Origin of the sequence: Sporosarcina sp. P16b (assembly GCF_002743065.1) — a bacterium.
In the GTDB taxonomy this organism is placed as follows: Bacteria; Bacillota; Bacilli; order Bacillales_A; family Planococcaceae; genus Sporosarcina.
On the sequence record NZ_PDYO01000014.1, the window covers coordinates 40779 to 62072 of the forward strand.

Here is a 21294-nt window from a genome sequence, read left to right on the forward strand (position 1 = left end):
TCCTATTTTACCATATATCATCTATTACTGGAAAGTGAACATCTATAAATGAGGTGACTTGAAGGCACCGTTGATCGACGTTCCAGGCGGACTCTTTCTGAATGGGAAGGTTAGAGTAATAGTTAAGTAGATCGCTACACTAAACTTAACTAAGTTGAAAGACATAACCAATTATGACGCTATCGCCAAAAAGTGATCTACATCCATCCACAAATAAAAATAGGATTGAGACGGACGCGGGCTCATGGGAAAGCGTCCGTCAGCTGGAGCTTCCATCCCTTCATGGTCACTGACCCCACTTACACTTGAACTTGAATCCACGAAAAAAGAATATCCCAAGAAGCACTGTGACTTCTTGGGACACTTAAACCTATTCTTTTCCAAGCTGTATAGCCTTCTTCAAGTCCTTCAATGAACGGGATGGCCCATACATCAAGACACCGCCACGGTACACCTTTGCTCCGAACCAGCCAAGGATGAAGATGGTCACAACCATGATTCCTATCGAGAGCAAAGGCTCCCATAAAGGTAAGTCAAGCATGCCTACTCGTAGGAACATGACAAGGGGAGCGAAGAATGGGATGAACGACGCGATTTTCAAATAGCCCAATTCTGGATTCCCAAGTCCAGTTGCTGCGATGATGAAGGCTGCAACAATCAGCAACGACATCGGCATAATCATTTGCTGAACATCTTCTGTACGACTCACTAACGAGCCAAGCAAGGCCGCGAGTGTGGCGTATAAGAAATAGCCGAGTAAGAAGAATATCACAGCGTAAATAAGTGTACTTACTTCTAGGTTTTCTAAACTAAAGAATGCAGATAGCTCATTTTTCTCTCCTGTGGAAGAAAGTCTATATGCTAAAAATCCTGACACTGCATAGACGAGAATTTGCACAATCCCGAGTGATCCGATTCCTAGTACTTTCGCAAACATATGTTTAACAGGCGATACGCTCGAGATAAGAATTTCCATCACGCGTGAGGATTTTTCAGTTGCGACTTCGGTTGCAATCATCGATGAATAAATAATAACGGCAAAGTAAATAACGAACATCAATACATACACCAAGATACGAGCTTGGTTTAGTTCTTCTTCTGATTTTGCTGTTTCTGAAATATTATGTTTCTCAAATTGAATGGGTGCAAACAACTCGGAAACTTGTTCAACAGATAGAGAGAGCCTTTCAGCTTTCACCTCGGTTTGAATGTTCTGTAATGCGTCTTGCAGAGCAGAAGGTAAAAATTGATCTACTAGACTGCTTGTAGTGTAATTCGCTTGAATCGTTTGATCCGCATCGAAACTTAATTCCATGAACGAGGCAATTTCTTCCGATTTTACTTGCTCTAACAGCTGATCTTTCGTGTCTTCTGTCAGCTCTAATGAAATTCCTTGCTCATTTTGCTGAAGATGTTCAAGCAGACGGTCAAATAACACTCCACTTTCATCAACAACCAGTACACGATCATCTTCTTCATTCCCCATCATTTTACCGACCTTTTCCATAATGCTCGGCAAATTCGCGAAAAGAAAAATCCCTGCTACCATAATAAGTGTCGTAATGAAAAATGATTTTGTTTTAGCTTTAGTTAAGAAGCTTTGTTTGAAAATAATCCAAAATTCACGCATGCTCATTCCCCACTTTCGCAATGAATATGTCTTGCAAAGATGGTTCTTCTATTTCAAACTGACGAATCGGTCCCTTTAGCAACGCTGCTTGCAACAACGTATGCGCCACTCGTTCATCCTCCACTTGAAAGACTGCACCTTCTAATGAGTGATGAGTTGTCGTTACGCCTTCGATGCTCTCTAGCTCCATTAAAGGAAAGTCTGCACGAATCCGGACATTTTGTTTGCCGAATGAACGTTTAACGTCACGCAAATTTCCACTGACTAATTGTTTGCCATGGTGAATAATACTGAGTTGCTCACATAACTCTTCCACATGATCCATGCGGTGGCTAGAGAATAGAATCGTTGCCCCGCTGTTACGGAAGTCTACGATTGCTTTTTTTAACATCTCTACGTTAACTGGATCAAGTCCCGAGAACGGTTCATCCAAGATAAGTAATTGGGGATTATGTAATAATGCAGCAATGACTTGTATCTTTTGCTGATTCCCCTTCGATAATTCTTCTACCTTTTTATTTGTATTTTGTGGTACTTCGAAACGATCCAACCAATGAAGTGCTGCACTTTTCGCTGCGGACTTTTTCATTCCGCGCAGCTGTCCAAGAAAGATTAACTGATCTAGCACTTTCATTTTTGGATAAAGACCTCGCTCTTCAGGCAAATAGCCAATTAGCGGACTCGTTTCATACGAAATCGTGCGACCATTCCATGAAATATTTCCTTCTGTCGGGGTTAATAATCCCAAAATCATTCGAAATGTAGTGGTCTTCCCTGCACCGTTCGCTCCAAGGAATCCGTACATCGTTCCTTCTTCCACCGTCAATGACAGCTGATCCACTGCTGTGAAATCGCCAAATCGTTTAGTTACTCGTTCCAATTCCAAAGCCATACACATCATCTCCTTCAATACTCTCTATCTCGTTCTACGTTCCAAAAGACAATATGTTTCACAATCATAAATATTCTTCCACTACATTCTAACATGAAGTAACTTTTTGCACTTCTATTAAATGAATCATTATTCATTTCGCACGATTCATAGTATACTAGGTAAAAGATGATGGAGGCGATATAATGAAAACCTACAAACTAACAGCGTACGAAAAAGATGGTTCATTAATTACAGAAGAGACTTTCACTGCGGAATCTGATGATGCAGCAAAAGAACAAGGTCATCTGCTACTGACAGAAAAAGATTTGCTCGAGCGAACACACCGCCTAGCTTCCCCTCTTGGTAAACTATTATTATTCCATACATGAACAACTGACAAAATCTCCATTTTGAGGAGGTTTTGTTTTTTATACGATAATCCTGAACAGAGGGATATTGTATTGCGCACAGTTACAAATTTTTATACAAATAGCACAAGATTTTTTCAGAATTTTGTGATACGCTATGGTCGTCAAGAATTCGTAGAAGGAAGTGACTCGTTTGAACATTGCTTTGATTGCGCATGATGAAAAAAAGGCTGAATTAGTCAATTTCACAATTGCTTACGAGCAGATTTTTGCTAAACATACTCTTTACGCAACGGGCACAACAGGATTACGCATCATGAAGGAAACCGATCTTTCTGTCACACGACTCATGTCGGGTCCACTCGGTGGTGATCAACAGATAGGTGCCATGATCGCGACGGGTAAGCTAGATTTAATTTTATTTTTCCGTGATCCGTTGACTGCACAGCCACATGAACCTGATGTGAGCGCCTTACTTCGATTATGTGACGTCTATGGTATACCTCTCGCTACGAATTTAGCTTCAGCGGAGTTACTATTGCGTGCTATAGAAAAAGGCTATTTCTCATGGAGAGAAACAGCCGCTAAGTATCAATAATTCTATAAAAATGATCATAGATATAAACGAGACGCGCAGTTTTCATAGCGCGTCTTCTTTCCATTTATTGGCCTGTGAAGCTCGGTTTTCTTTTTTCAATAAATGCCTGTACGCCTTCGCGATGATCAGTAGTTGAGCGCATAGCTACTTGTGCTTCGCCTTCAAGCTTCAAGATTTTCTCGAGTTCAGCGATGCCTGTTGCATGGAGTATTTTCTTTGTTGCGGCCATGGAAGCTGTTGGGGAGTGTAGGATAACTTGAGCACGTTGTTGTGCCGTATTCCACGCTTCTCCGTCTGCTACCGCTTCATCAACGAGTCCGATATGCATGGCACTTTTTCCATCCAGTACTTTCCCGGACCAAATGAGTTGTTTAGCTCTGGCTATACCTACGCGTTCCTTCAGGAAGAAGTGACCGCCACCATCTGGTACGAGTCCAATGCCGATAAAGTTCATTGCAATTTTACTGGATTCTTCCGCAATGACAACATCGCATGCAATTGCGATACTGCATCCAAGCCCAGCTGCTGCACCGTGTACAGATGCGATCGTGATTTGCGGCATGCTATACATAGATAATGCCAATCTGGATAAGTCGATCATAATATCTTCCATTTTCATCGGGCTACTCGGGTCAAGCATCGCCTTGACGTTGCCACCGGCGGAAAATGCTCGACCTGCTCCCCTGAACAGTACGACATGTACTGATGAATTGTCTTTTAGTTGATCTACGATATCTGTCAATTCTTTCATCATAACTCCATCCATCGCGTTCATTACTTCAGGTTGGTTAAAGGTTACTGTTGCTAATCTTCCTTCAATTTCCACTTTGATTTGTTTTGTCAAAATTAAATCCCCCTTTATATGAATGGTTGTTCATTCATTATATTATACACAATTACCTGAGCATTTGCATAACTTTAACAAAAAAAATTCCCTCGATCAGTTACGACGAGGGAATCCGTATTATTTTATTGTTTCTGAAGACGGAAATAACTCTTCCAAATACGCTATTTTCTTATCTATGGCCTCTTCAAACCCTACTATATAGGCGCCAGGTTCTTTTGGGTTATGGAATTGCGTCAGCTTGCCAGTTGCCGGTTCCATGAACTTGCTTGAAGCTCCGCAACCTAAACCGATAATGGTCTGTGCTTCTTCCATGATCAATATGTTATAAAGACTTTCTTCACCTGGTTTGGAATAACCGACATTTTCAAGATTTCCTAAAATGTTTTTCTGGCGGTATAGATAGTAGGGTATATAGCCGTTATCGCGCGACCATTCTTCTCCGCGTGTCATCATTTTTCCTACAGTTTCCCGATCCGCCACTTGGTACTTGTCCTTATTCCGTGTCATTTCAGAAGCACGCTTGAACGACAATGTATGGATGGTCAAAGATTCCGGCTGCATCTTTTCTGTTTCAGCCAATGAGTGTTCGAATTCTTCAAGACCTTCATTCGGCAAACCGATGATTAAGTCCATATTAATATTGCGCATTCCTTGCTCTCGGGACAACCAATATTTATCGATTGTTTCCTGTACCGTGTGATGACGGCCGATTGCTTTCAATGTTTCATCCGTATAGGACTGTGGATTGACACTGATTCGATCTATGCCCCACTTCTTCAGTACTTCGAGTTTCGGTACCGTAATCGTATCAGGACGCCCGGCTTCCACCGTCACTTCACGAACATGTTCCATATAAGGGAATGAGTCCACCATCGTTTGATAGAGTGCATCCATTTCATCTGCTTCAATAGACGTGGGTGTTCCGCCACCGAAATAAATTGTCGTAATACGAATATCACGCTCTTTTAACCATTTACCCATCGCGCGCATTTCTTCATGCAAGCCGTCTAGGAATGTTTCCACTCGTCCACTTTTTCGATGAATTGCATAGGCTGGGAACGTGCAATACGCACATTTTGTTGGACAAAACGGTATGCCAATATATATACTCACTTGTTCTTTCAATGAATACAAATCTGGCAATGCATTCAGTTGAACGTCTGCAATTTCTGCAATCAATTCACTTTTTCGTACGGATACCCTATGCCGTTGCTGAAGTAGCTGCTTTGCTTCCGCAACCGTATGGCCATCTTGACGATACATATGATACAACTTTGTAGGTCGGATTCCCGTTAGGATCCCCCACTCTTGATTCATTCCAGTTGCTTGTTCTAGCGCATCTAGCAATACGTGGGAATACATTCTTTTACGCTGACGTATTTGCCCGCGTTCTTCTATTTCCTTTATCTCTTCGGCAAAACGCGATGTATACTGCTTACCTTGCCATTGAATATCCACCGTTACACTTGGTGATTCTTCGTATTCCTCGGTAAACCGTAATTCAATTGCTGTATCATCTGTCTGTTCCGTAACTATTTTAGACTGTTCAAAAAATAAATTGGCCAAGTGTGTAAACATTCGTATCCAATCTTGGGGGAATTGTTGATTTACATGTAATTGTTGCATGATTTTCTCCTACTCTCCATCTGTTGAAAAAAACCGGCCAAGGCCGGTTTCGATGTATCTATTAATTAAAGCCTTCATATAAATCTTGAATCGGTTTCAATACTACACGGTTTACTTCTTCAATCAATTCGCTAAGCTTCATTTCAGCAGTCAGCATAGCCAAGATTTTCGGGTTTTCTTGAGCAAGTTGCGCTGTTTTCTGTGCGTGCTCAAGCTCATCTCCTTCAATCTCTTCACCAGCCATTTGTTTCTGTTGTAAATTCATTTGGATTTCGCGGAAGCTTTCGAACAATGCAAGAGCCTGTTCGTCACCTTTCACATCGGCCATTGCTGTTTTCACCGCTACATACTCATCTGTTTTACGTAAAGTAGATTCCAATTTGTTCATATCATCATAAATGTTTACTGACATACTATCTCCTCCTACAATCCATTTAATATAAGTGCAATAACTCCTTGCACAATTCCTATGATACCACCAAGAAATGCGCCCAGAACCGTAATCATTTTAAACTCTCTGCGTGAAATGCCGAGAACTAGATCTTCTAGAACAGCCACAGGGAACGTGTCTACTTGCTCTTTCACCAGCTCATCAAGTTTTAGCTTTCTTAATGATTGTTCAAGGTGCGCTTCAGCCTGTGTGAATAAAAAGTTGACAATTTGTGGTGTCACATTGTTAGCCGTCCATGTGGATCCTTGTGGCCAATAATGTGACAAACTGTGATCGAGTCTTTCTTGTAGTGCCAATTGATCCAGTGCATACTTTCTCACTGAAGCAAACACACTATCAAAGTCGAATCCAGACGTCAACTGTTCCATTGGTTGTTGCTGAACATTTTGCCACTCTTTCCAAATCAGTTTATCTAATAATTCTTTTGTTCCAGGCGCTTCTATAAATCTCAATGCTTCCCGTTGAACCTTGCCGACCAGCGACTCCGATTCTCCAAAAAACATATTGAGCATGCCACCGAATGTCCCTTTTGAAGCCAAGAAATCATCGATCAACTTTTGGAATGTCTGTCTTCCTTCTGCTGAATCCACAAATTGACTTGCGCGAATTAGTACAAAGTCAGAGGCTAAAGGAATTCTTTCTTCGATTTGTTGTTGCCAACGAAGCGGCATAACTTCCTCCACTGTACCTGTTGTTACTTTAACTTTCATTTCATACAATTGTTGATCAATTAATGTGATCAACTTGTCTTCCACTTGTTCTGGAAGTTTGTCGGCACCCGCAAGCTTGAGCCAATCGTTCAAGGTCTTATCTGATTGCAGGATGTATTTATCCATTTGACTTTGGATAAATGTCTCTACACGCTTTTCCATTCCAGGAGTCAACATCTTTTTCCGGAATAGGTCAGGTGTCAGCAAATAATTTGTCACTGTTTTTCCAAGCTGAGTCGCCAATTCATTTCGGCGCTTCGGAATCAAGCCGGGTGTAAACGGCAAACGTGTTTTTCCAATGTATTTTGCCTCATGTGGCCTAAACAGCATCTTGATCGCCAGATGATTCGTTACTCCACCAATCAACGCGCCAATAAACGCCATGAACAAAATAGTTAGTACTATTTTCAATCGCTTCACCTTATTCCACTTGGTCTTCGTTCCAATTATAACAAAAACCAGCTGAATGAAAAGCAATTAGAGGCGGAGATTTCTGACTTTACATTTGATAGCAGTTCAGGTACGTTGCAAGTAGAGTATTACTTACCACAATCCTATGTTTTCACGTACCATTAAAGGAGGCAATCATTTCATTGAAAAAAGAAATTATCGACCACTTAGGAAGAACCGTTGTGTATAATTTCCCACCCAAACGAATCGTCACATTATGTCCTGGTATTACAGAAACTTTATTCGGAATTGGACTTGGAAAAGAAATTGTTGGACGCACAAGGTATTGTAAATATCCTGAACAGGTTAAGAACGTTCCCGCAGTCGCAGGAACGAAAGATTTGAAGTTGGAAAAAACACATGAAGTACAGCCCGATTTAATTATTATGGAAAAAGAAGAAAACACAAAAGAGATGGTCGAAATTCTTTCCGAGTTCTATCCGGTATATGTAGCGGAAGTGCAGACGATCGAACAAGCTTATAGAATGATTACAGATATGGGATCGTTGACTGATCATGAGCAACAATCAAAATCGCTTGTCGCGGAAATCAAGCAAGCATTCACGACGCTCCCCACACTTCCTGCTGCACGAGTTGCTTATGTCATTTGGCAAAAGCCGTATATGGTTGTCGGCAAAGACACCTATATCAACTCGTTATTACAAAAACTCGGTTTCATCACACCTTTCGCGGAATCATCTGACCGCTATCCAGCTGTAACGGAAGAACAATTTAAGGAAGCTGATCTCGACTTAGTCTTGCTATCATCTGAACCCTATCCATTTAAGGAAAAACAACAAATTCAGTTCCAGGACATGTTACCTAATTCAAGGATCCAGCTAATTGATGGCGAAATGTTCTGGTATGGGGTTCGAATGCTTGAAGGTGCCGATTATTTCAAAGACTTTTCCTTCGATGTTTGATTTAATTTACTCCATTGAATATGGTAGACATTCGAATAGCATGCTCCATATCATCATGTAAAGCGATAAAAATCGGATCATATGCCTCTTCAAAAGGAATCGTCAAAAACAGTTCCTTACACTGTTCCACTGCTTCAAGTTCATTAACTAGCGCATTTTTAGCTGATTCTTTCAAATTCGTACAAGGCGCTGGCTTTTTCGGATTCGGCACAAACTCTTTTGTCATTATATAATGAAGCTGCTGGAACATCTCGTAATGACTTTTTTCATCCTCATACGCATGGCGAATGAATTCCTGCCATAACAAATCATTCGTCAGCTGGTACATGGACTTATAATAAAAATATGATTTATACTTTTCCTCAATCGCATTACGTAGTTGAGTAACAAACACACACTCATCCTTTCGTCCTTTTGGTCAGTTTATGAAATGAACGAACAGGATATCACTAATGGAACAATAAAGGAGAAAACAAGATGCTACAACACTTCAGTCATAAAAAAATGTTTGAAGATACTGATCTACCGGGTTGGACTATCTCATTTTATTACCAGAACAAACAATATAAAGGTGATTACCATAAAGACGGCACGATCAATTGGACAAATGGCACACCGCCAGACGAAGAAAAGATCGTCCTAATGGTCCACGATCTCATGACTTTCCACGTCTATGAATGAGATCCATCTAAACCGACCATCCTCTAACTAGAGGAGGTGCTTTTATGGGCAAAGAACAATCAAAAGGTAAACAACAGTTAGAAAAAGAGCGGTTGAGAGTACAAAACCAAAAAACTGAAAATGTCTTTGAAGACAAAAGCCACATCCCCAACGAGCAAAACGCATTTAAAGAAACCCAGCCAAAATACGGTGAGTAAAAATATTGCCTAAGATTGAAGACTTTCCTTATGTAAAGGACATGGTCTTCAGTCTTTTTTAAAAGATTTTTTAAAAGATTTTTTAAAACTTTAAAAATAACAAAATTAAATGTAAATGGATAGTGGTTTCACTGTGTATCAGTGTTACCACATCCATTTTCACTTTATATATCGACACATTGCGTATCCTTAATACGATTTTTTCTGTTCTGTAAGCAAATCGAATTGTAATTTCTCTATAAATAAATTATTATAAAAGATAACTAACTTTACTTTACAGGAGGTGTACGCTTTGTTCTTTTCCCTCATCTGGGTTAAGCGCGAAGCTATTATTTGGATATTGCCATACGATTGGCAGCATTTGCTGCCTTGATTGCAATCACCGCTTTTTTTGTCGCGTGTGAATTCGCAATCGTGAAAGTCCGTTCATCACGTCTCGACCAACTAATCGTCGAAGGTAATCAACGTGCGGTTCTTTCAAAAAAAATTGCCGATAATTTAGATGAATATTTATCCGCTTGTCAGCTCGGAATTACGATTTCGGCACTTGGCCTAGGTATGCTCGGGGAACCAACAGTCCGCATGATGCTAGCTCCCATTTTTGACATGTTTATACTCGATGCCCATGTCGAAACCATTCTTTCATTCACTATCGCTCTAGCGATCGTCACCTATTTGCATGTCGTGGTAGGAGAACTAGCTCCAAAGACCATCGCATTGCACAAGGCGGAAGAATTATCCTTATCCCTTGCCGTCCCACTGAATCTATTTTACCGTCTTATGTACCCGATCATTAAAGGAATGAACGGATCGGCACGTCTTGTTACACGATTGCTAGGCTTCAAATCCATTTCCGAGTTAGAAGTAGGTCATACAGAGGAAGAATTGCGTATCATTTTATCTGATAGTTTGCGAAGCGGTGAAATAAATCAAGCAGAGTACAAATACGTCAATCGTATTTTTGAGTTTGATGATCGAGTCGCAAAGGAAATTATGCTACCACGAACAGAAATGATGACTGTCGATAAAGAAATGACATTATCCGAAGTGTTTGAATTACTAGGCGTTGAACAGTTTACTCGTTATCCAATTATCGACGGGGATAAAGATCACGTCATCGGACTGATCAACATGAAACATTTATTGACGGCCTATATTAAAGATCCGTCAAATGGTAGTAAATCGGTCATTAATTATATGCAGCCCATTATCCGAGTCATCGAAACGATCCCAATTGGAGAGTTACTCTTGAAGATCCAACGCGAACGTATTCATATGGCCGTGCTACTGGATGAATATGGAGGGACTTCCGGTCTGGTCACTATTGAAGACATCTTAGAAGAAATTGTTGGTGAGATCCGCGATGAATTCGATATGGATGAACTACCTGAACTTCAAATTGTTGGCGCAGACCACTATATTCTAGATGCCAAAATGTTGATTGAAAATGTCAATCATGCATTGAACATCGAAATACTGGAAGAGGACATCGATACAATTGGCGGTTGGTTCATGGATCAACGCTTCGAAGCTATACAAGGTGAAAAGATTATTGAACAAGGATATGAGTTTACTGTCAAAGAAGTAGATGGCAACCATATTCTTTACCTAGAAGCAAAAAAGCAACCTCCAGAAGTTGCAACCAATGAAGCTACCGATTCGTCTAAATAAAGCTTTCCCGCCTAAACGGGAAAGCTTTTATCTATTACCAAATTGTAAGGAGATGCTCCATGAATAAAAAACAGGAAAACTGGCTTCTCTCCATATGGGCCGTCGCATTCATCGCTTCACTTGGCTCTTTGTATTTCTCAGAAATCAAAGGTTACATACCTTGTACGATGTGCTGGTATCAACGAATTTTCATGTATCCTATTGTATTGATTGGTTTAATCGCACTCATTCAGAAAAACATATCGATTGCCTGGACTACGGCTTCATTCGCTTTTATCGGAGGCTGTATTTCTCTCTACCACTATGGTATTCAGAAACTGACTTTCTTACAAGACAGTGCTCCTGAATGTAGCGGAGCCTCTTGTACTGCTACATATATCAATTATTTCGGCTTCATTACGATTCCTCTTCTCGCATTGATAGCATTTGCTTTTATTTTCATCGCAAGTCTTGTAATCTTGAAACAAACAAAGGAGTGAAACACATTGAAAAAATTACTAGCTATTGGTGGAGTTATTGTCGTGATCTTCATTTTAATCGTCGTCCTCAATAATAAATCCAATGAAACAAAGCTCGCCGACAATCCGTACGGTACAAATAACCTACAACAATCTACAATTGATTTATTAGACAATGAAAGTTATCAGAACGTCGCACTTCCGGAAGAGATCTTCAAAAAAATTGAAAGCGGTGAACCGACAACTGTTTATTATTTCAGTCCGGAATGCCCGCACTGCATGGATATGACACCGCGTTTAATGCCAATTGCAGATGAATATGGTGTACATGTCTATCAGTATAATCTGCTCGAGTACGGAGATCAGATGAAACCAGAATACGATATTACAGCATGGCCTACACTAGTCCATTATAAAGATGGTAAAGAACAAGGCAGAACAGTTGGTTCACAGCCCGACGAGCAAATTAGAGCATTCTTCGATGAATTTGAAAGCAACTAAGGAGACTACGTAAATGACAAGTTTTCATTATACGACTACACAACCTGGCGAGACGATTGAAAAACTACTAAGAGAACAATGGCAAGGTGGTAAGAAATCTGTGCACCAAATGCGCATGGATAAAAGTGTAACGGATACAGATGGACAACCAGTGGATTGGAAAGAGCCCCTTCCGGAAGGCACCGAACTGGTCTTCGGTTTCACTGAGGCACAATCTGCCTACAAACCAGAAGCATTCAATTCCTTACGTGTACTATGGGAAGACGAACATATACTTGCCGTACACAAACCTGCAGGGGTGTCCGTACACCCGGAACACTTACCGGGTACCGGCACATTGATGAACGAAGTCATGGGTTATATCGAAGCAAAGAGCGGTACCTATGCAGAGCATATTCACCGATTGGATCAGCATACAGCTGGAGTTTTACTTATCGCAAAACATCCACTAGCGAAAACGATGTTCGACCGGATGTTGGAACAGAATCAAATCGAACGCTATTATACGGCTGAACTTGAAGGCCAGCTAAGAAAACCGCGTGGCACGATTAATATGCCAATCGGTAAAGATCGCTATCATGCAACAAAGCGTAGAGTATCACCATCCGGTCAATCCGCGGTCACGCATTTCAAGGTACTTGAACGTAAACCTGATACGACACTTGTTGAAGCTCAGTTGGAAACAGGACGAACACACCAGATTCGTGTCCACTTCTCCCATCTGGGTCACCCTGTAGTCGGAGATCAACTGTATGGTAGCGAGACCATATCAAGAGGACCTTATAAGTTAGTCGCTACAAAGGTCACTTTCACACATCCCATTACGTCAGAGATGATTGTAGTGGAAACTGAATAAAAAAAAGAGCTATCCAGGAGGTCGTAGAGACCACTTGTGACAGCTCTTTTTTATTTCTGTTTGATTAATTACTTGGAAAGTAGGTAGTGGACTTGTAAACTGTTGAGCATTTGAACTTGAATCTACTAATGTCTAAAGTCAAAAAATTTCAAACACTAACAACAGCTACATATCGTCGTCTAAATAGTTGTCCACTTCTTTTCAACTTAATTCGTTTAACTAAATACATTCACTTAAAACGAATCTGGATCTGTACCTGTTCGTTCATCACGGTTTAACGCATCGATCATCGCCATATCAGAAAGTGTCAATTCAAAATCAGCCACTTCACTATTTTCTTGAATACGATCAAATGACACAGACTTTGGAATAACAATCAATCCATTTTGGAGATGCCATTTGATGATGACCTGAGCCACAGTCTTCCCGTATTGCGCAGCGATTGCAGTGAGTGTTGCATCCTCAAGAATTTGACCTCTAGCTAAAGGACTCCAAGACGTTACTGCAATTTGATGTTCACTACAAAACAGACGCAACGGCTCTTGAGTTAGACGTGGATGGAGTTCTATTTGATTTACCATAGGACGAATATTAGCAATTGTAAATATCTCTTGTAAATGTGACGCGTGGTGATTGGAAACACCTGTTGATCGAATCAATTTTTCATCATATAGCCTTTCAATCGCGCGATATGTATCTACGTAGCTGCTGGCAACAGGCCAATGTGTCAAATATAAGTCTAAATAATTCATATCCAATCTAGTTAATGAACGCTCAAATGCACGTAGTGTTTCATCATATCCTTGGTTATCATTCCATACTTTTGATGTCACAAAGAAGTCTTCACGCGCAATACCGGTGTGACGAATTGCTTCCCCCACGGCTTGTTCATTATCATAAATGGATGCAGTATCAATTGCTCGATAGCCTATTGAAACCGCTTTCTCAATAGCTTGAATGGTTTGCTCAGGTTCTGTCATTTTATAGGTTCCTAAACCGAACTGTGGCATTTGCACACCGTTGCTCAGTATAACCATCTGATCAAAAATTGTTGTCATAAAAAATCCTCCTCTTTGAACTACTCCCTAGTGCAATTGTACATTATTTTACAGAATTTACGAATGCTTTTTCGATATAACAGGTTGATTTCTTCTAAAAAAACGAATATTATTGTCTATGGACTTCATTACGTTCGTAATATAAGGAGAGAATACACAGTGTTCCAATTAAAGAAAAATCACACGACTGTCAAAACAGAATTACTTGCAGGAATGACCACTTTCCTGACGATGGTCTATATCGTCATCGTCAATCCAATTATTTTATCCGAAGCCGGTGTCCCATTTGATCAAGTATTTTTAGCCACCATTATAGCGACTGTAATCGGTACGCTTTGGATGGCCTTATTCGCAAACTATCCAATTGCTATTGCACCCGGAATGGGATTGAATGCATACTTTGCATCCATCGTAGTTGGGTCTGACGGTCAACTCGACTACTTGACAGCTTTTTCTGCAGTCTTTATAGCGGGTCTAATCTTTGTCTTATTATCTATGACTTCCTTCCGAGAAAAGCTAATTGAAGAAATTCCCGAAAATCTTAAACACGGTATCACTGCCGGAATCGGTTTGTTTATCGCATTTATCGGTTTACGTTTATCGGGATTAGTAGTTCCCCACGAGTCCAACATCGTTCAGCTAGGTGAACTTACCTCGCCCGCCGTATTACTGACATTGTTCGGATTGCTTGTGACCATTATTCTAATGAACCGCAATGTCTATGGTGCTATTTTTATTGGAATGATTGCAACAGGTATTGTCGCATTCTTTACGAAGCAGTTACAGTTCGATGGTATTGTGAAAATGCCCCACTTACCTGAAGGTATTTTAGTGTGGAATCCGGTACTGGCGATGCAAGATGTTATTTCTTACGGTTTATACGGTGTTGTCCTGTCGTTTCTACTCGTCACTTTATTTGATACAACCGGAACAATGATTGGGGTAGCCAAGCAAGCTGGACTTATGAAAGGCAAATCTTTACCACGTGCTCGTCATGCGCTTCTAGCCGACTCAGTGGCCGCTACAGTTGGCTCAATGGTCGGAACTAGCCCAACATCCGCTTATGTCGAGTCGTCCTCTGGCGTAGCTGTAGGTGGGCGTACAGGGTTGACTACTTTAACAGTTGCAGTGCTATTCATAGCCGCAGCATTTTTCAGTCCTATCGTTAGCGCATTATCTGGTGTCGCGGCCATTACAGCACCTGCTTTGATTATTGTGGGTAGTTTAATGATCGGTGCGGTAAAAAATATCGACTGGGATTCATTTGACGAATCGTTCCCTGCATTTCTGGTTATTTTGACAATGCCGCTTACATCCAGTATTGCGACAGGTATCGCTCTTGGGTTCATTACATACCCATTACTGAAAATTACAAAGGGACAAGGTAAACAAGTTCCCCTATTGATGTATATCTTTGCGGTATTGTTCACCTATCAATTGCTTTTCTTGCCTCATTAAGATTTGTTAGTAACCTGTCACATAAAATGCCAAAGATTATTTCATTTATATAATTTTTACGGTATACTGTAAGAAGGACTATTGATTTCATAGGAGGTACAAACAATGAGACTAATTCTAATTATTGCTGTTTGTTTTGCATTCTTATCTGCAATCTTGACTGGCGGATATGAAAATAAGCCAGGCGAATCAAAAACGAATCAAATGAAGTAAAATAGAAAAGGGATTGGCCATGAGCCAATCCCCTTTTTTTATACATTACGTTAAATGTGCAAATTGCTGTTGACGAAGTGCTTCATAAATAAGAATTGCAGCAGTATTCGACAAGTTTAATGAACGGATATGCTCATCGTTCATCGGAATGCGCAAACAATTCTCTTTATACTTATCCGTAATTTCATTCGGCAACCCGGTAGTTTCTTTGCCAAACACAAAGAAGATATCCTTGTCGGTATCCGAATAGTCAAACGTATCATAGCTCGTCTCTCCGAATTTTGTAATGAAATAAAACTCACCTTCTGGATAGGAGTCTAGAAACTCCTGGATTCCCTCATGATACGTAATATCAACATGCTCCCAGTAGTCCAGTCCAGCGCGTTTCAGCATTTTATCCTCAGTGGAAAAACCAAGCGGCTTGATTAAATGGAGAGCCGTATCGGTGCCCGCACAAGTACGTGAAATATTTCCCGTATTCGCGGGGATTTGTGGTTCAAATAATGCTACGTGAATCGTCATCTTACTACCTTCTTTCAATTAATATGCAGCAGTTCCATGGCCTTCGTAATTTCACTTACTACAAACTCGTCTTCTTCAATGAGCAACACTTCTTTGAGCACCTCGAGCCCTTCTGTCGTACCAATTTCCCCAAGTGCCCATGCGGCTGTTCCTCTGATCATGGGTCGTGGGTCTTCTTTTATTAATCTAGTTAGTTCTGGTATCGCTGATTCATCCTTAAAATGAGCCAATGCAATCAGTGCATTTCGTTGAATGGGATTCTTTCCACGCCAAGAGCCTGACATATGGCCATACTGTTCCTTAAATTGCCGGTTTGATAATGACAAGAGTGACAGCAACATAGGCTTAACGAGCTCGGGCTCAGGTGTGAATGCTAGTTGGTGTGTATGATTCATTCCCTTGTTTTTCGGACAGACCGTTTGGCATGTATCACAGCCATACAAGCGATTCCCAATCTTGTGCCGGAATTCTTCAGGCACTGGCTTCTTCGTTTGTGTCAAAAATGCAATACAACGCTGGGCATTTAATTGTCCCGGCTGTATTATCGCACCCGTAGGACAAACATCCAAGCATAAATTACAGTCTAGACATTGATCTTCCATCGGCTCATCTGGTATAAATGGCAGATTCGTAATCATCTCGCCTAGATAAACGTACGATCCAAACTCCGGTGTAATGATCGAACAGTTCTTAGCCGACCAACCAATACCCGCACGTTCTGCTACTGCGCGATCTACAAGCTCTCCTGTATCCACCATGGAACGAAGCCGCGCATCCGGTACCTTAGTAAGAATAAATAATTCCAGCTGTGCTAGTTTGTCACGCAATACTGTATGGTAATCTTCACCCCATGAAGCCCTACAAAATATACCACGCCGCTCCCCTTTTTTCCCACGGGGACTATCCGATAATTTCGATGGGTATGCAACTGCAATAGCAATGATACTTTCTGCCTGATCCAGTAATAATAAAGGCTCCGTTCGCTTCTCTATATCCGGCTCCTCAAAACCAGATTGATAATTCAATCGTTGCTGTTGTTTCAGACGATCTTTTAATTTTACAAACGGGGCTGCTGTCGTAAAACCAATTTTGTCTATTCCAATGGACGCCGCAAACGTTCGTATTTCAAGCTGTAACTGAGCGACATTCACCATTCCCCGCCTCCCTTATGATAAGATGAAATAAAATTACAAGCAGGTGATACTGATGCAACTTACTATTGATTCCTCTATATTCACGAAAATCCCTGATTTTAAATTAGGCATAATCTATTATAACAAAACAATCGTCTCCGCATCACCTCAGATGCTAAAAGGGCGACTACAATTATTTCAAGAACAACTCTATTTCGAACTACTTGACAAAGAAGTTACCGATTTCAACGGTTTAGCGGAATGGCAATCCATCTGGACAACTTTCGGAGCGGACCCATCAACTAAGCCACCAGCTCTTCAGTTACTCTTACAACAGATCCAAGACCGTCGCTATACCCCTTCCTTCCATAGTGCAGAAGATCTGAATACATTCTTTTCCTTGCAATACGAAATCCCAACAGTGATTTATGATGCTGCTAAAATAGCCGGTGATGTTATTTTATCTGTCGGCACCGCCCGAGATGGCTACGAAGGATTGAATAATCAATTCAATACCTTTGAAAACATCTTACTGCTAAGCGACGGATATAGTCCATTCGGTAGCCCGTATATTGATTCTATACGAACAGCCGTAACCGAAGAAACAGAAAACATCATTCAATTACTATTTATTCGTCCTTCATTGGATCAAGACAAGGCTCGGCAGTTAGCCGAAGCTTGCGGTAAAATGTTCACTAGCATAAACGGTGGAGACTATCAAAGTTCTATATTGGATAGTCAAAATCCTAACTTTATACTAACAAACGAGGTGTAATCTTGAATATTACATTAGCTGAAGGAATTAAATTAAAAAGTATTCTGTCAAGGCAAATACGGGAATTAGAAACAGAGGCACAACGAGTGGCTTTCATAACAGTAGAAAAAGGGGCACCACGTCCTATAATCAGCCGGAAATTAGAAGATGTAGAAGCTGAGATGGAACTAGTAAGAATAGATCAACGTAAACTAGACTATCTCATTTACGTAGCAAACAGTACCCATACAGTAGAATTCGAAGACAAACAAATACCATTAGTTGAAGCTATTGAACTGGCTATCCAATTGCGTGCAAAGTCTTCATACTATAAACAGTTCTCTTTAGCGAGTAAAGAGGAAATACAATATGGCTTTGCCGAATCCACGACGATTTATCGTGTAGCATTGTTTGATCCGGAAGAATATCGGCAAAGAGCACAACAAGCTGAAAAAGCAGCACACCAACTATCGAATCGCATCAACATGAAAAATTACACTATCACTCTTGACTTTGATGGCGCTAATTACTTTTAACCTCAAAAAGGTGAGACTCCTTTTTGAGGCATAGGGTGGGGAATATGAACACAAACCTGCTAAAACCAATCACTCGTTACCCTTTACACATTGACCAATGACCTATAACCAACCATGTCCATGGCAATGAATCCTTACTGAGTAACATCCTTTCATATTTCTCCTCTATGGCCTGCTGCCTGTCGAAATGACAGACAGCAGGTATTTTCATATTTGTTCATTATAGAAAAGTAGCGGAACACAGCTAACCAGAAGCTGACGGCCTTCGAATGACCGAAATAATGGCAAGCATTTTATCAAACTTCACTTTAAAAACTGGATCACATCACCTAAATAAGGCAAGTTGAATTACATCAAACCACTAAATTCCGATGCTTGTTTGGAGGCATTTAATAAAAGCTCTATAGGCTTCTCTTGATTACCTTTTATAGCGAATCATTACTTTACATACTCTAGTCATTCAGACACTTAATTCTTCCTGAGCTAAACTTACTTCAATCGTTTTCCTATCTATTACCTTCTGCCAATTCTCTTCTTCCTAATCTAAATGCGCTTCCTACATAAGAAATAAGCGGAGTAAAACCACCTTTGTCCATACTACATAAAATTCATTATTATGAGCATCTTAATCGACAGGAACTTAATCTACGTCGAACTTATTGAAATAACTTATTAGGAGGTTTTTATTTTGAATATAGGAGATAGTACGTTATCCATTTTTGCTCTAGGTGGTATAAATGAAATCGGTAAAAATATGTATGTACTCCAATACGAAAATGATATTATCATTATTGACTGTGGTGCCAAGTTCCCAGATGAAACTTTATTAGGCGTAGATTTAATTATTCAAGATATATCATATTTACAAAAAAACAAAGATAAAATTCGTGCATTGATTGTAACTCACGGGCATGAAGATCATATCGGTGGTATTCCATACTTATTAAAACAGTTAAGTATTCCCGTGTATGCGACTAAATTGACACTTGGTTTGATTAAATTGAAATTAAAAGAACACGGACTTCAACGTGTAACGGAACTTAATGAGATTAATGCGGATTCGAACTTCGAAGCAGGTACGTTAAACTTGACATTCTTCAATGTAAATCATAGTATTCCGGATTGTTTGGGTATTGCGATTCATACACCAGAAGGGACTGTGGTACACACAGGCGACTTCAAATTTGATTTGACCCCTATAAATAAGAAATATACAGATTTTCATAAAATGACCGAAATTGGGAACCGTGGTGTCCTGCTTCTAATATCCGAAAGTACTAATGCTGAACGCCCGGGTTTCACACAATCTGAACGCGTCGTTGGCGAACATATTGAAGATGCATTTCGCAAGGCCAATCAAAAGATATTTATCTCTACATTTGCATCAAACGTTTACCGTGTTCAGCAAATCATTAACGCTGCCCTTAAAACAAATCGAAAGGTCGCGTTGCTCGGCAGAAGTATGGTGAATATAGTATCCGTTGCAGCAGAACTCGGATACTTAACAATACCTGATGGCACTTTGATTGAGACAAATGAAATCAATCGAATAGCACCTGATAAGGTTGTCATGATTTGTACAGGCAGTCAAGGCGAGCCTATGGCGGCATTATCACGTTTATCCACCTCAACATACCGTCAAGTATCTGTATTGGCTGGAGATACCGTCATTCTGGCGTCAAGCCCTATACCTGGTAACGAAAAAAGTGTGTCGCGCATCATCGATAATTTATTCCATTTAGGGGCCAAAGTTATCTATGGATCCGGTAGCGCATCGGGTATGCATGTTTCAGGACACGCTTTCCAAGAAGAATTAAAACTTATGCTCACTTTGATGAAACCAACTTATTTTATTCCTATTCATGGTGAATTTCGTATGCTTCAGCAACATCGAACATTAGCCGAATCGGTTGGCGTGAAAAGTGAGAACATCTTCATTATTAACAATGGAGATGTTGTAGATATTACGAATACTGTTGCTAGTCAAACCAGACGGATACAAGCTGGGAATGTTTTCGTGGATGAACTAGGTGTTGGAGACGTGGGAAAAATTGTATTACGTGATCGTAAATTGCTTTCAGAGGAGGGAATGTTGATTGTTGTGATTTCCCTAAGCAAAACGGATGGACAGATCATTTCAAATCCGGATATAATTTCCCGTGGGTTCGTATATGAAAGGGCTGCGGAAAATATTTTAAATGAAGTGAATCGGCTAGTTATTACGATCGTTGACGAATCAAGACACTCGAATGGGGATAAACGAAACGACTTAAAACACACTCTAAAAAAGTCAATTGAAAAACTCTTATATACCCAAACAAAAAGAAGACCAATGATCCTACCCTTCATAATAGAAATATGAAGAAGGTTCACAAGCTGAAAATATTGTTAATTTAAAAACCTTTAAATAGAGAAATACTGTGAAAAGACATTGACCAAGACGGTGCCAATTAATGTTTTACCAATTTCAACTATGGTAATCCCCACGATTGCTTGATAGCATGACAGTACATCTGTATACTTCGCTTTGTTGTTTGGGATACTCTCCACTCTAGCGAACGCAGATGTTTTTTTGTACTCATTTTTAACTCATAACTGATTTTACTGTTAATAATGCTTTGTAACCCTCTTACTATAGAAAGATACTAAATAATCACGCTATATCAAGCAAGATTGAAACGTGTTTTGTAAAAGTCATAAGTTTATTGACGTTCACTTCAATTATTGTCGTGTCCAATCTCCCTCCAAAAAATTAATATGCGTAACTATTGATTTTTGA

The 21294-nt window shown here is 40.2% G+C and carries 23 protein-coding genes; 13 read left to right on the plus strand and 10 right to left on the minus strand.

Translation table 11 applies throughout. The annotated features are described in order from the left end of the window. Positions 1-370: 370 nt before the first annotated feature. Both CSV77_RS13375 and CSV77_RS13380 read right to left on the minus strand, forming a co-directional pair. Entirely contained in the window at positions 371-1630 is a 1260-nt protein-coding gene (locus tag CSV77_RS13375) for an ABC transporter permease (RefSeq protein WP_099673778.1), read from the minus strand. Then, a complete protein-coding gene (locus tag CSV77_RS13380; RefSeq protein ID WP_099673779.1) occupies positions 1623-2522 on the minus strand; it encodes an ABC transporter ATP-binding protein in 900 nt (299 codons plus the stop codon). The genes CSV77_RS13375 and CSV77_RS13380 overlap by 8 nt, the downstream gene beginning before the upstream one ends. Before the next feature lie 185 nt (positions 2523-2707). On the opposite strand from CSV77_RS13380, the gene CSV77_RS13385 reads away from it, so the two are divergent. After that, entirely contained in the window at positions 2708-2893 is a 186-nt protein-coding gene (locus CSV77_RS13385; protein ID WP_099673780.1) for a YhzD family protein, read from the plus strand. Between the two features lie 172 nt (positions 2894-3065). Continuing rightward, positions 3066-3470 (plus strand): methylglyoxal synthase, encoded by a 405-nt coding sequence (gene mgsA, locus CSV77_RS13390; RefSeq protein WP_199171380.1) that lies wholly within the window; start codon positions 3066-3068, stop codon positions 3468-3470. A gap of 64 nt (positions 3471-3534) precedes the next feature. Here mgsA and CSV77_RS13395 read toward each other — a convergent pair whose 3' ends face one another. The 4 genes from CSV77_RS13395 to CSV77_RS13410 all read right to left on the minus strand — a co-directional run bounded on the left by CSV77_RS13395 (position 3535) and on the right by CSV77_RS13410 (position 7524). Beyond that, positions 3535-4317, minus strand: coding sequence for an enoyl-CoA hydratase (locus tag CSV77_RS13395; protein ID WP_099637081.1), 783 nt, complete (start codon positions 4315-4317; stop codon positions 3535-3537). 117 nt (positions 4318-4434) lie between these two features. Beyond that, on the minus strand, positions 4435-5943 hold the full coding sequence (locus CSV77_RS13400; RefSeq protein WP_099673782.1) for a coproporphyrinogen III oxidase: 1509 nt from the start codon (positions 5941-5943) through the stop codon (positions 4435-4437). Between the two features lie 61 nt (positions 5944-6004). Then, positions 6005-6355 carry a YlbF/YmcA family competence regulator gene (locus CSV77_RS13405; RefSeq protein ID WP_099673783.1) on the minus strand — a complete coding sequence of 117 codons (351 nt, stop codon included), beginning with the start codon at positions 6353-6355 and terminating at the stop codon, positions 6005-6007. 11 nt (positions 6356-6366) lie between these two features. Next, positions 6367-7524 (minus strand): DUF445 domain-containing protein, encoded by a 1158-nt coding sequence (locus tag CSV77_RS13410; protein ID WP_099673784.1) that lies wholly within the window; start codon positions 7522-7524, stop codon positions 6367-6369. A gap of 173 nt (positions 7525-7697) precedes the next feature. Here CSV77_RS13410 and CSV77_RS13415 point away from each other — a divergent pair, with 173 nt between their 5' ends. After that, positions 7698-8477 (plus strand): ABC transporter substrate-binding protein, encoded by a 780-nt coding sequence (locus CSV77_RS13415; RefSeq protein WP_099673785.1) that lies wholly within the window; start codon positions 7698-7700, stop codon positions 8475-8477. A gap of 1 nt (position 8478) precedes the next feature. Here the strand turns inward: CSV77_RS13415 and CSV77_RS13420 are convergent, their stop codons facing one another. Beyond that, positions 8479-8871: a ferritin family protein gene (locus CSV77_RS13420; RefSeq protein WP_099630611.1), complete on the minus strand. Its 393-nt coding sequence runs from the start codon at positions 8869-8871 to the stop codon at positions 8479-8481. A gap of 83 nt (positions 8872-8954) precedes the next feature. On the opposite strand from CSV77_RS13420, the gene CSV77_RS13425 reads away from it, so the two are divergent. The 6 genes from CSV77_RS13425 to CSV77_RS13445 all read left to right on the plus strand — a co-directional run bounded on the left by CSV77_RS13425 (position 8955) and on the right by CSV77_RS13445 (position 12841). Further along, on the plus strand, positions 8955-9158 hold the full coding sequence (locus CSV77_RS13425) for a YheE family protein (RefSeq protein WP_099630610.1): 204 nt from the start codon (positions 8955-8957) through the stop codon (positions 9156-9158). A 44-nt stretch (positions 9159-9202) separates the two neighbouring features. Next, complete coding sequence (locus CSV77_RS16955) at positions 9203-9355, plus strand: hypothetical protein (RefSeq protein ID WP_158232078.1); 153 nt, start codon at positions 9203-9205, stop codon at positions 9353-9355. 333 nt (positions 9356-9688) lie between these two features. Next, the gene (locus tag CSV77_RS13430) at positions 9689-11026 is read left to right on the plus strand and encodes a hemolysin family protein (RefSeq protein ID WP_199173137.1); all 1338 of its coding nucleotides are present in this window, start codon (positions 9689-9691) and stop codon (positions 11024-11026) included. A gap of 59 nt (positions 11027-11085) precedes the next feature. Next, positions 11086-11505, plus strand: coding sequence for a disulfide oxidoreductase (locus CSV77_RS13435; protein ID WP_099673786.1), 420 nt, complete (start codon positions 11086-11088; stop codon positions 11503-11505). Between the two features lie 6 nt (positions 11506-11511). Next, the gene (locus CSV77_RS13440; RefSeq protein WP_099630608.1) at positions 11512-11985 is read left to right on the plus strand and encodes a thioredoxin family protein; all 474 of its coding nucleotides are present in this window, start codon (positions 11512-11514) and stop codon (positions 11983-11985) included. 13 nt (positions 11986-11998) lie between these two features. Next, the gene (locus CSV77_RS13445; RefSeq protein ID WP_099630607.1) at positions 11999-12841 is read left to right on the plus strand and encodes an RluA family pseudouridine synthase; all 843 of its coding nucleotides are present in this window, start codon (positions 11999-12001) and stop codon (positions 12839-12841) included. 233 nt (positions 12842-13074) lie between these two features. Here the strand turns inward: CSV77_RS13445 and CSV77_RS13450 are convergent, their stop codons facing one another. Continuing rightward, a complete protein-coding gene (locus CSV77_RS13450; RefSeq protein ID WP_099673787.1) occupies positions 13075-13899 on the minus strand; it encodes an aldo/keto reductase in 825 nt (274 codons plus the stop codon). Positions 13900-14058: 159 nt separating this feature from the next. Between CSV77_RS13450 and CSV77_RS13455 the strand changes: the two genes are divergently transcribed. Then, complete coding sequence (locus tag CSV77_RS13455) at positions 14059-15357, plus strand: NCS2 family permease (RefSeq protein ID WP_099630605.1); 1299 nt, start codon at positions 14059-14061, stop codon at positions 15355-15357. A 258-nt stretch (positions 15358-15615) separates the two neighbouring features. Here CSV77_RS13455 and trmL read toward each other — a convergent pair whose 3' ends face one another. After that, positions 15616-16092 (minus strand): tRNA (uridine(34)/cytosine(34)/5-carboxymethylaminomethyluridine(34)-2'-O)-methyltransferase TrmL, encoded by a 477-nt coding sequence (trmL, locus tag CSV77_RS13460; protein WP_099673788.1) that lies wholly within the window; start codon positions 16090-16092, stop codon positions 15616-15618. A gap of 14 nt (positions 16093-16106) precedes the next feature. Next, positions 16107-17243: a tRNA epoxyqueuosine(34) reductase QueG gene (gene queG / locus CSV77_RS13465; RefSeq protein WP_099673797.1), complete on the minus strand. Its 1137-nt coding sequence runs from the start codon at positions 17241-17243 to the stop codon at positions 16107-16109. A 55-nt stretch (positions 17244-17298) separates the two neighbouring features. On the opposite strand from queG, the gene CSV77_RS13470 reads away from it, so the two are divergent. From CSV77_RS13470 to CSV77_RS13480, 3 genes are all read left to right on the plus strand, one after another. Continuing rightward, positions 17299-18000 carry a B3/B4 domain-containing protein gene (locus CSV77_RS13470; RefSeq protein ID WP_099673789.1) on the plus strand — a complete coding sequence of 234 codons (702 nt, stop codon included), beginning with the start codon at positions 17299-17301 and terminating at the stop codon, positions 17998-18000. A gap of 2 nt (positions 18001-18002) precedes the next feature. After that, the gene (locus tag CSV77_RS13475) at positions 18003-18515 is read left to right on the plus strand and encodes a hypothetical protein (RefSeq protein WP_369802773.1); all 513 of its coding nucleotides are present in this window, start codon (positions 18003-18005) and stop codon (positions 18513-18515) included. A gap of 688 nt (positions 18516-19203) precedes the next feature. Continuing rightward, positions 19204-20877, plus strand: coding sequence for a ribonuclease J (locus CSV77_RS13480; RefSeq protein ID WP_099673791.1), 1674 nt, complete (start codon positions 19204-19206; stop codon positions 20875-20877). The last annotated feature ends 417 nt before the right edge of the window (positions 20878-21294 follow it).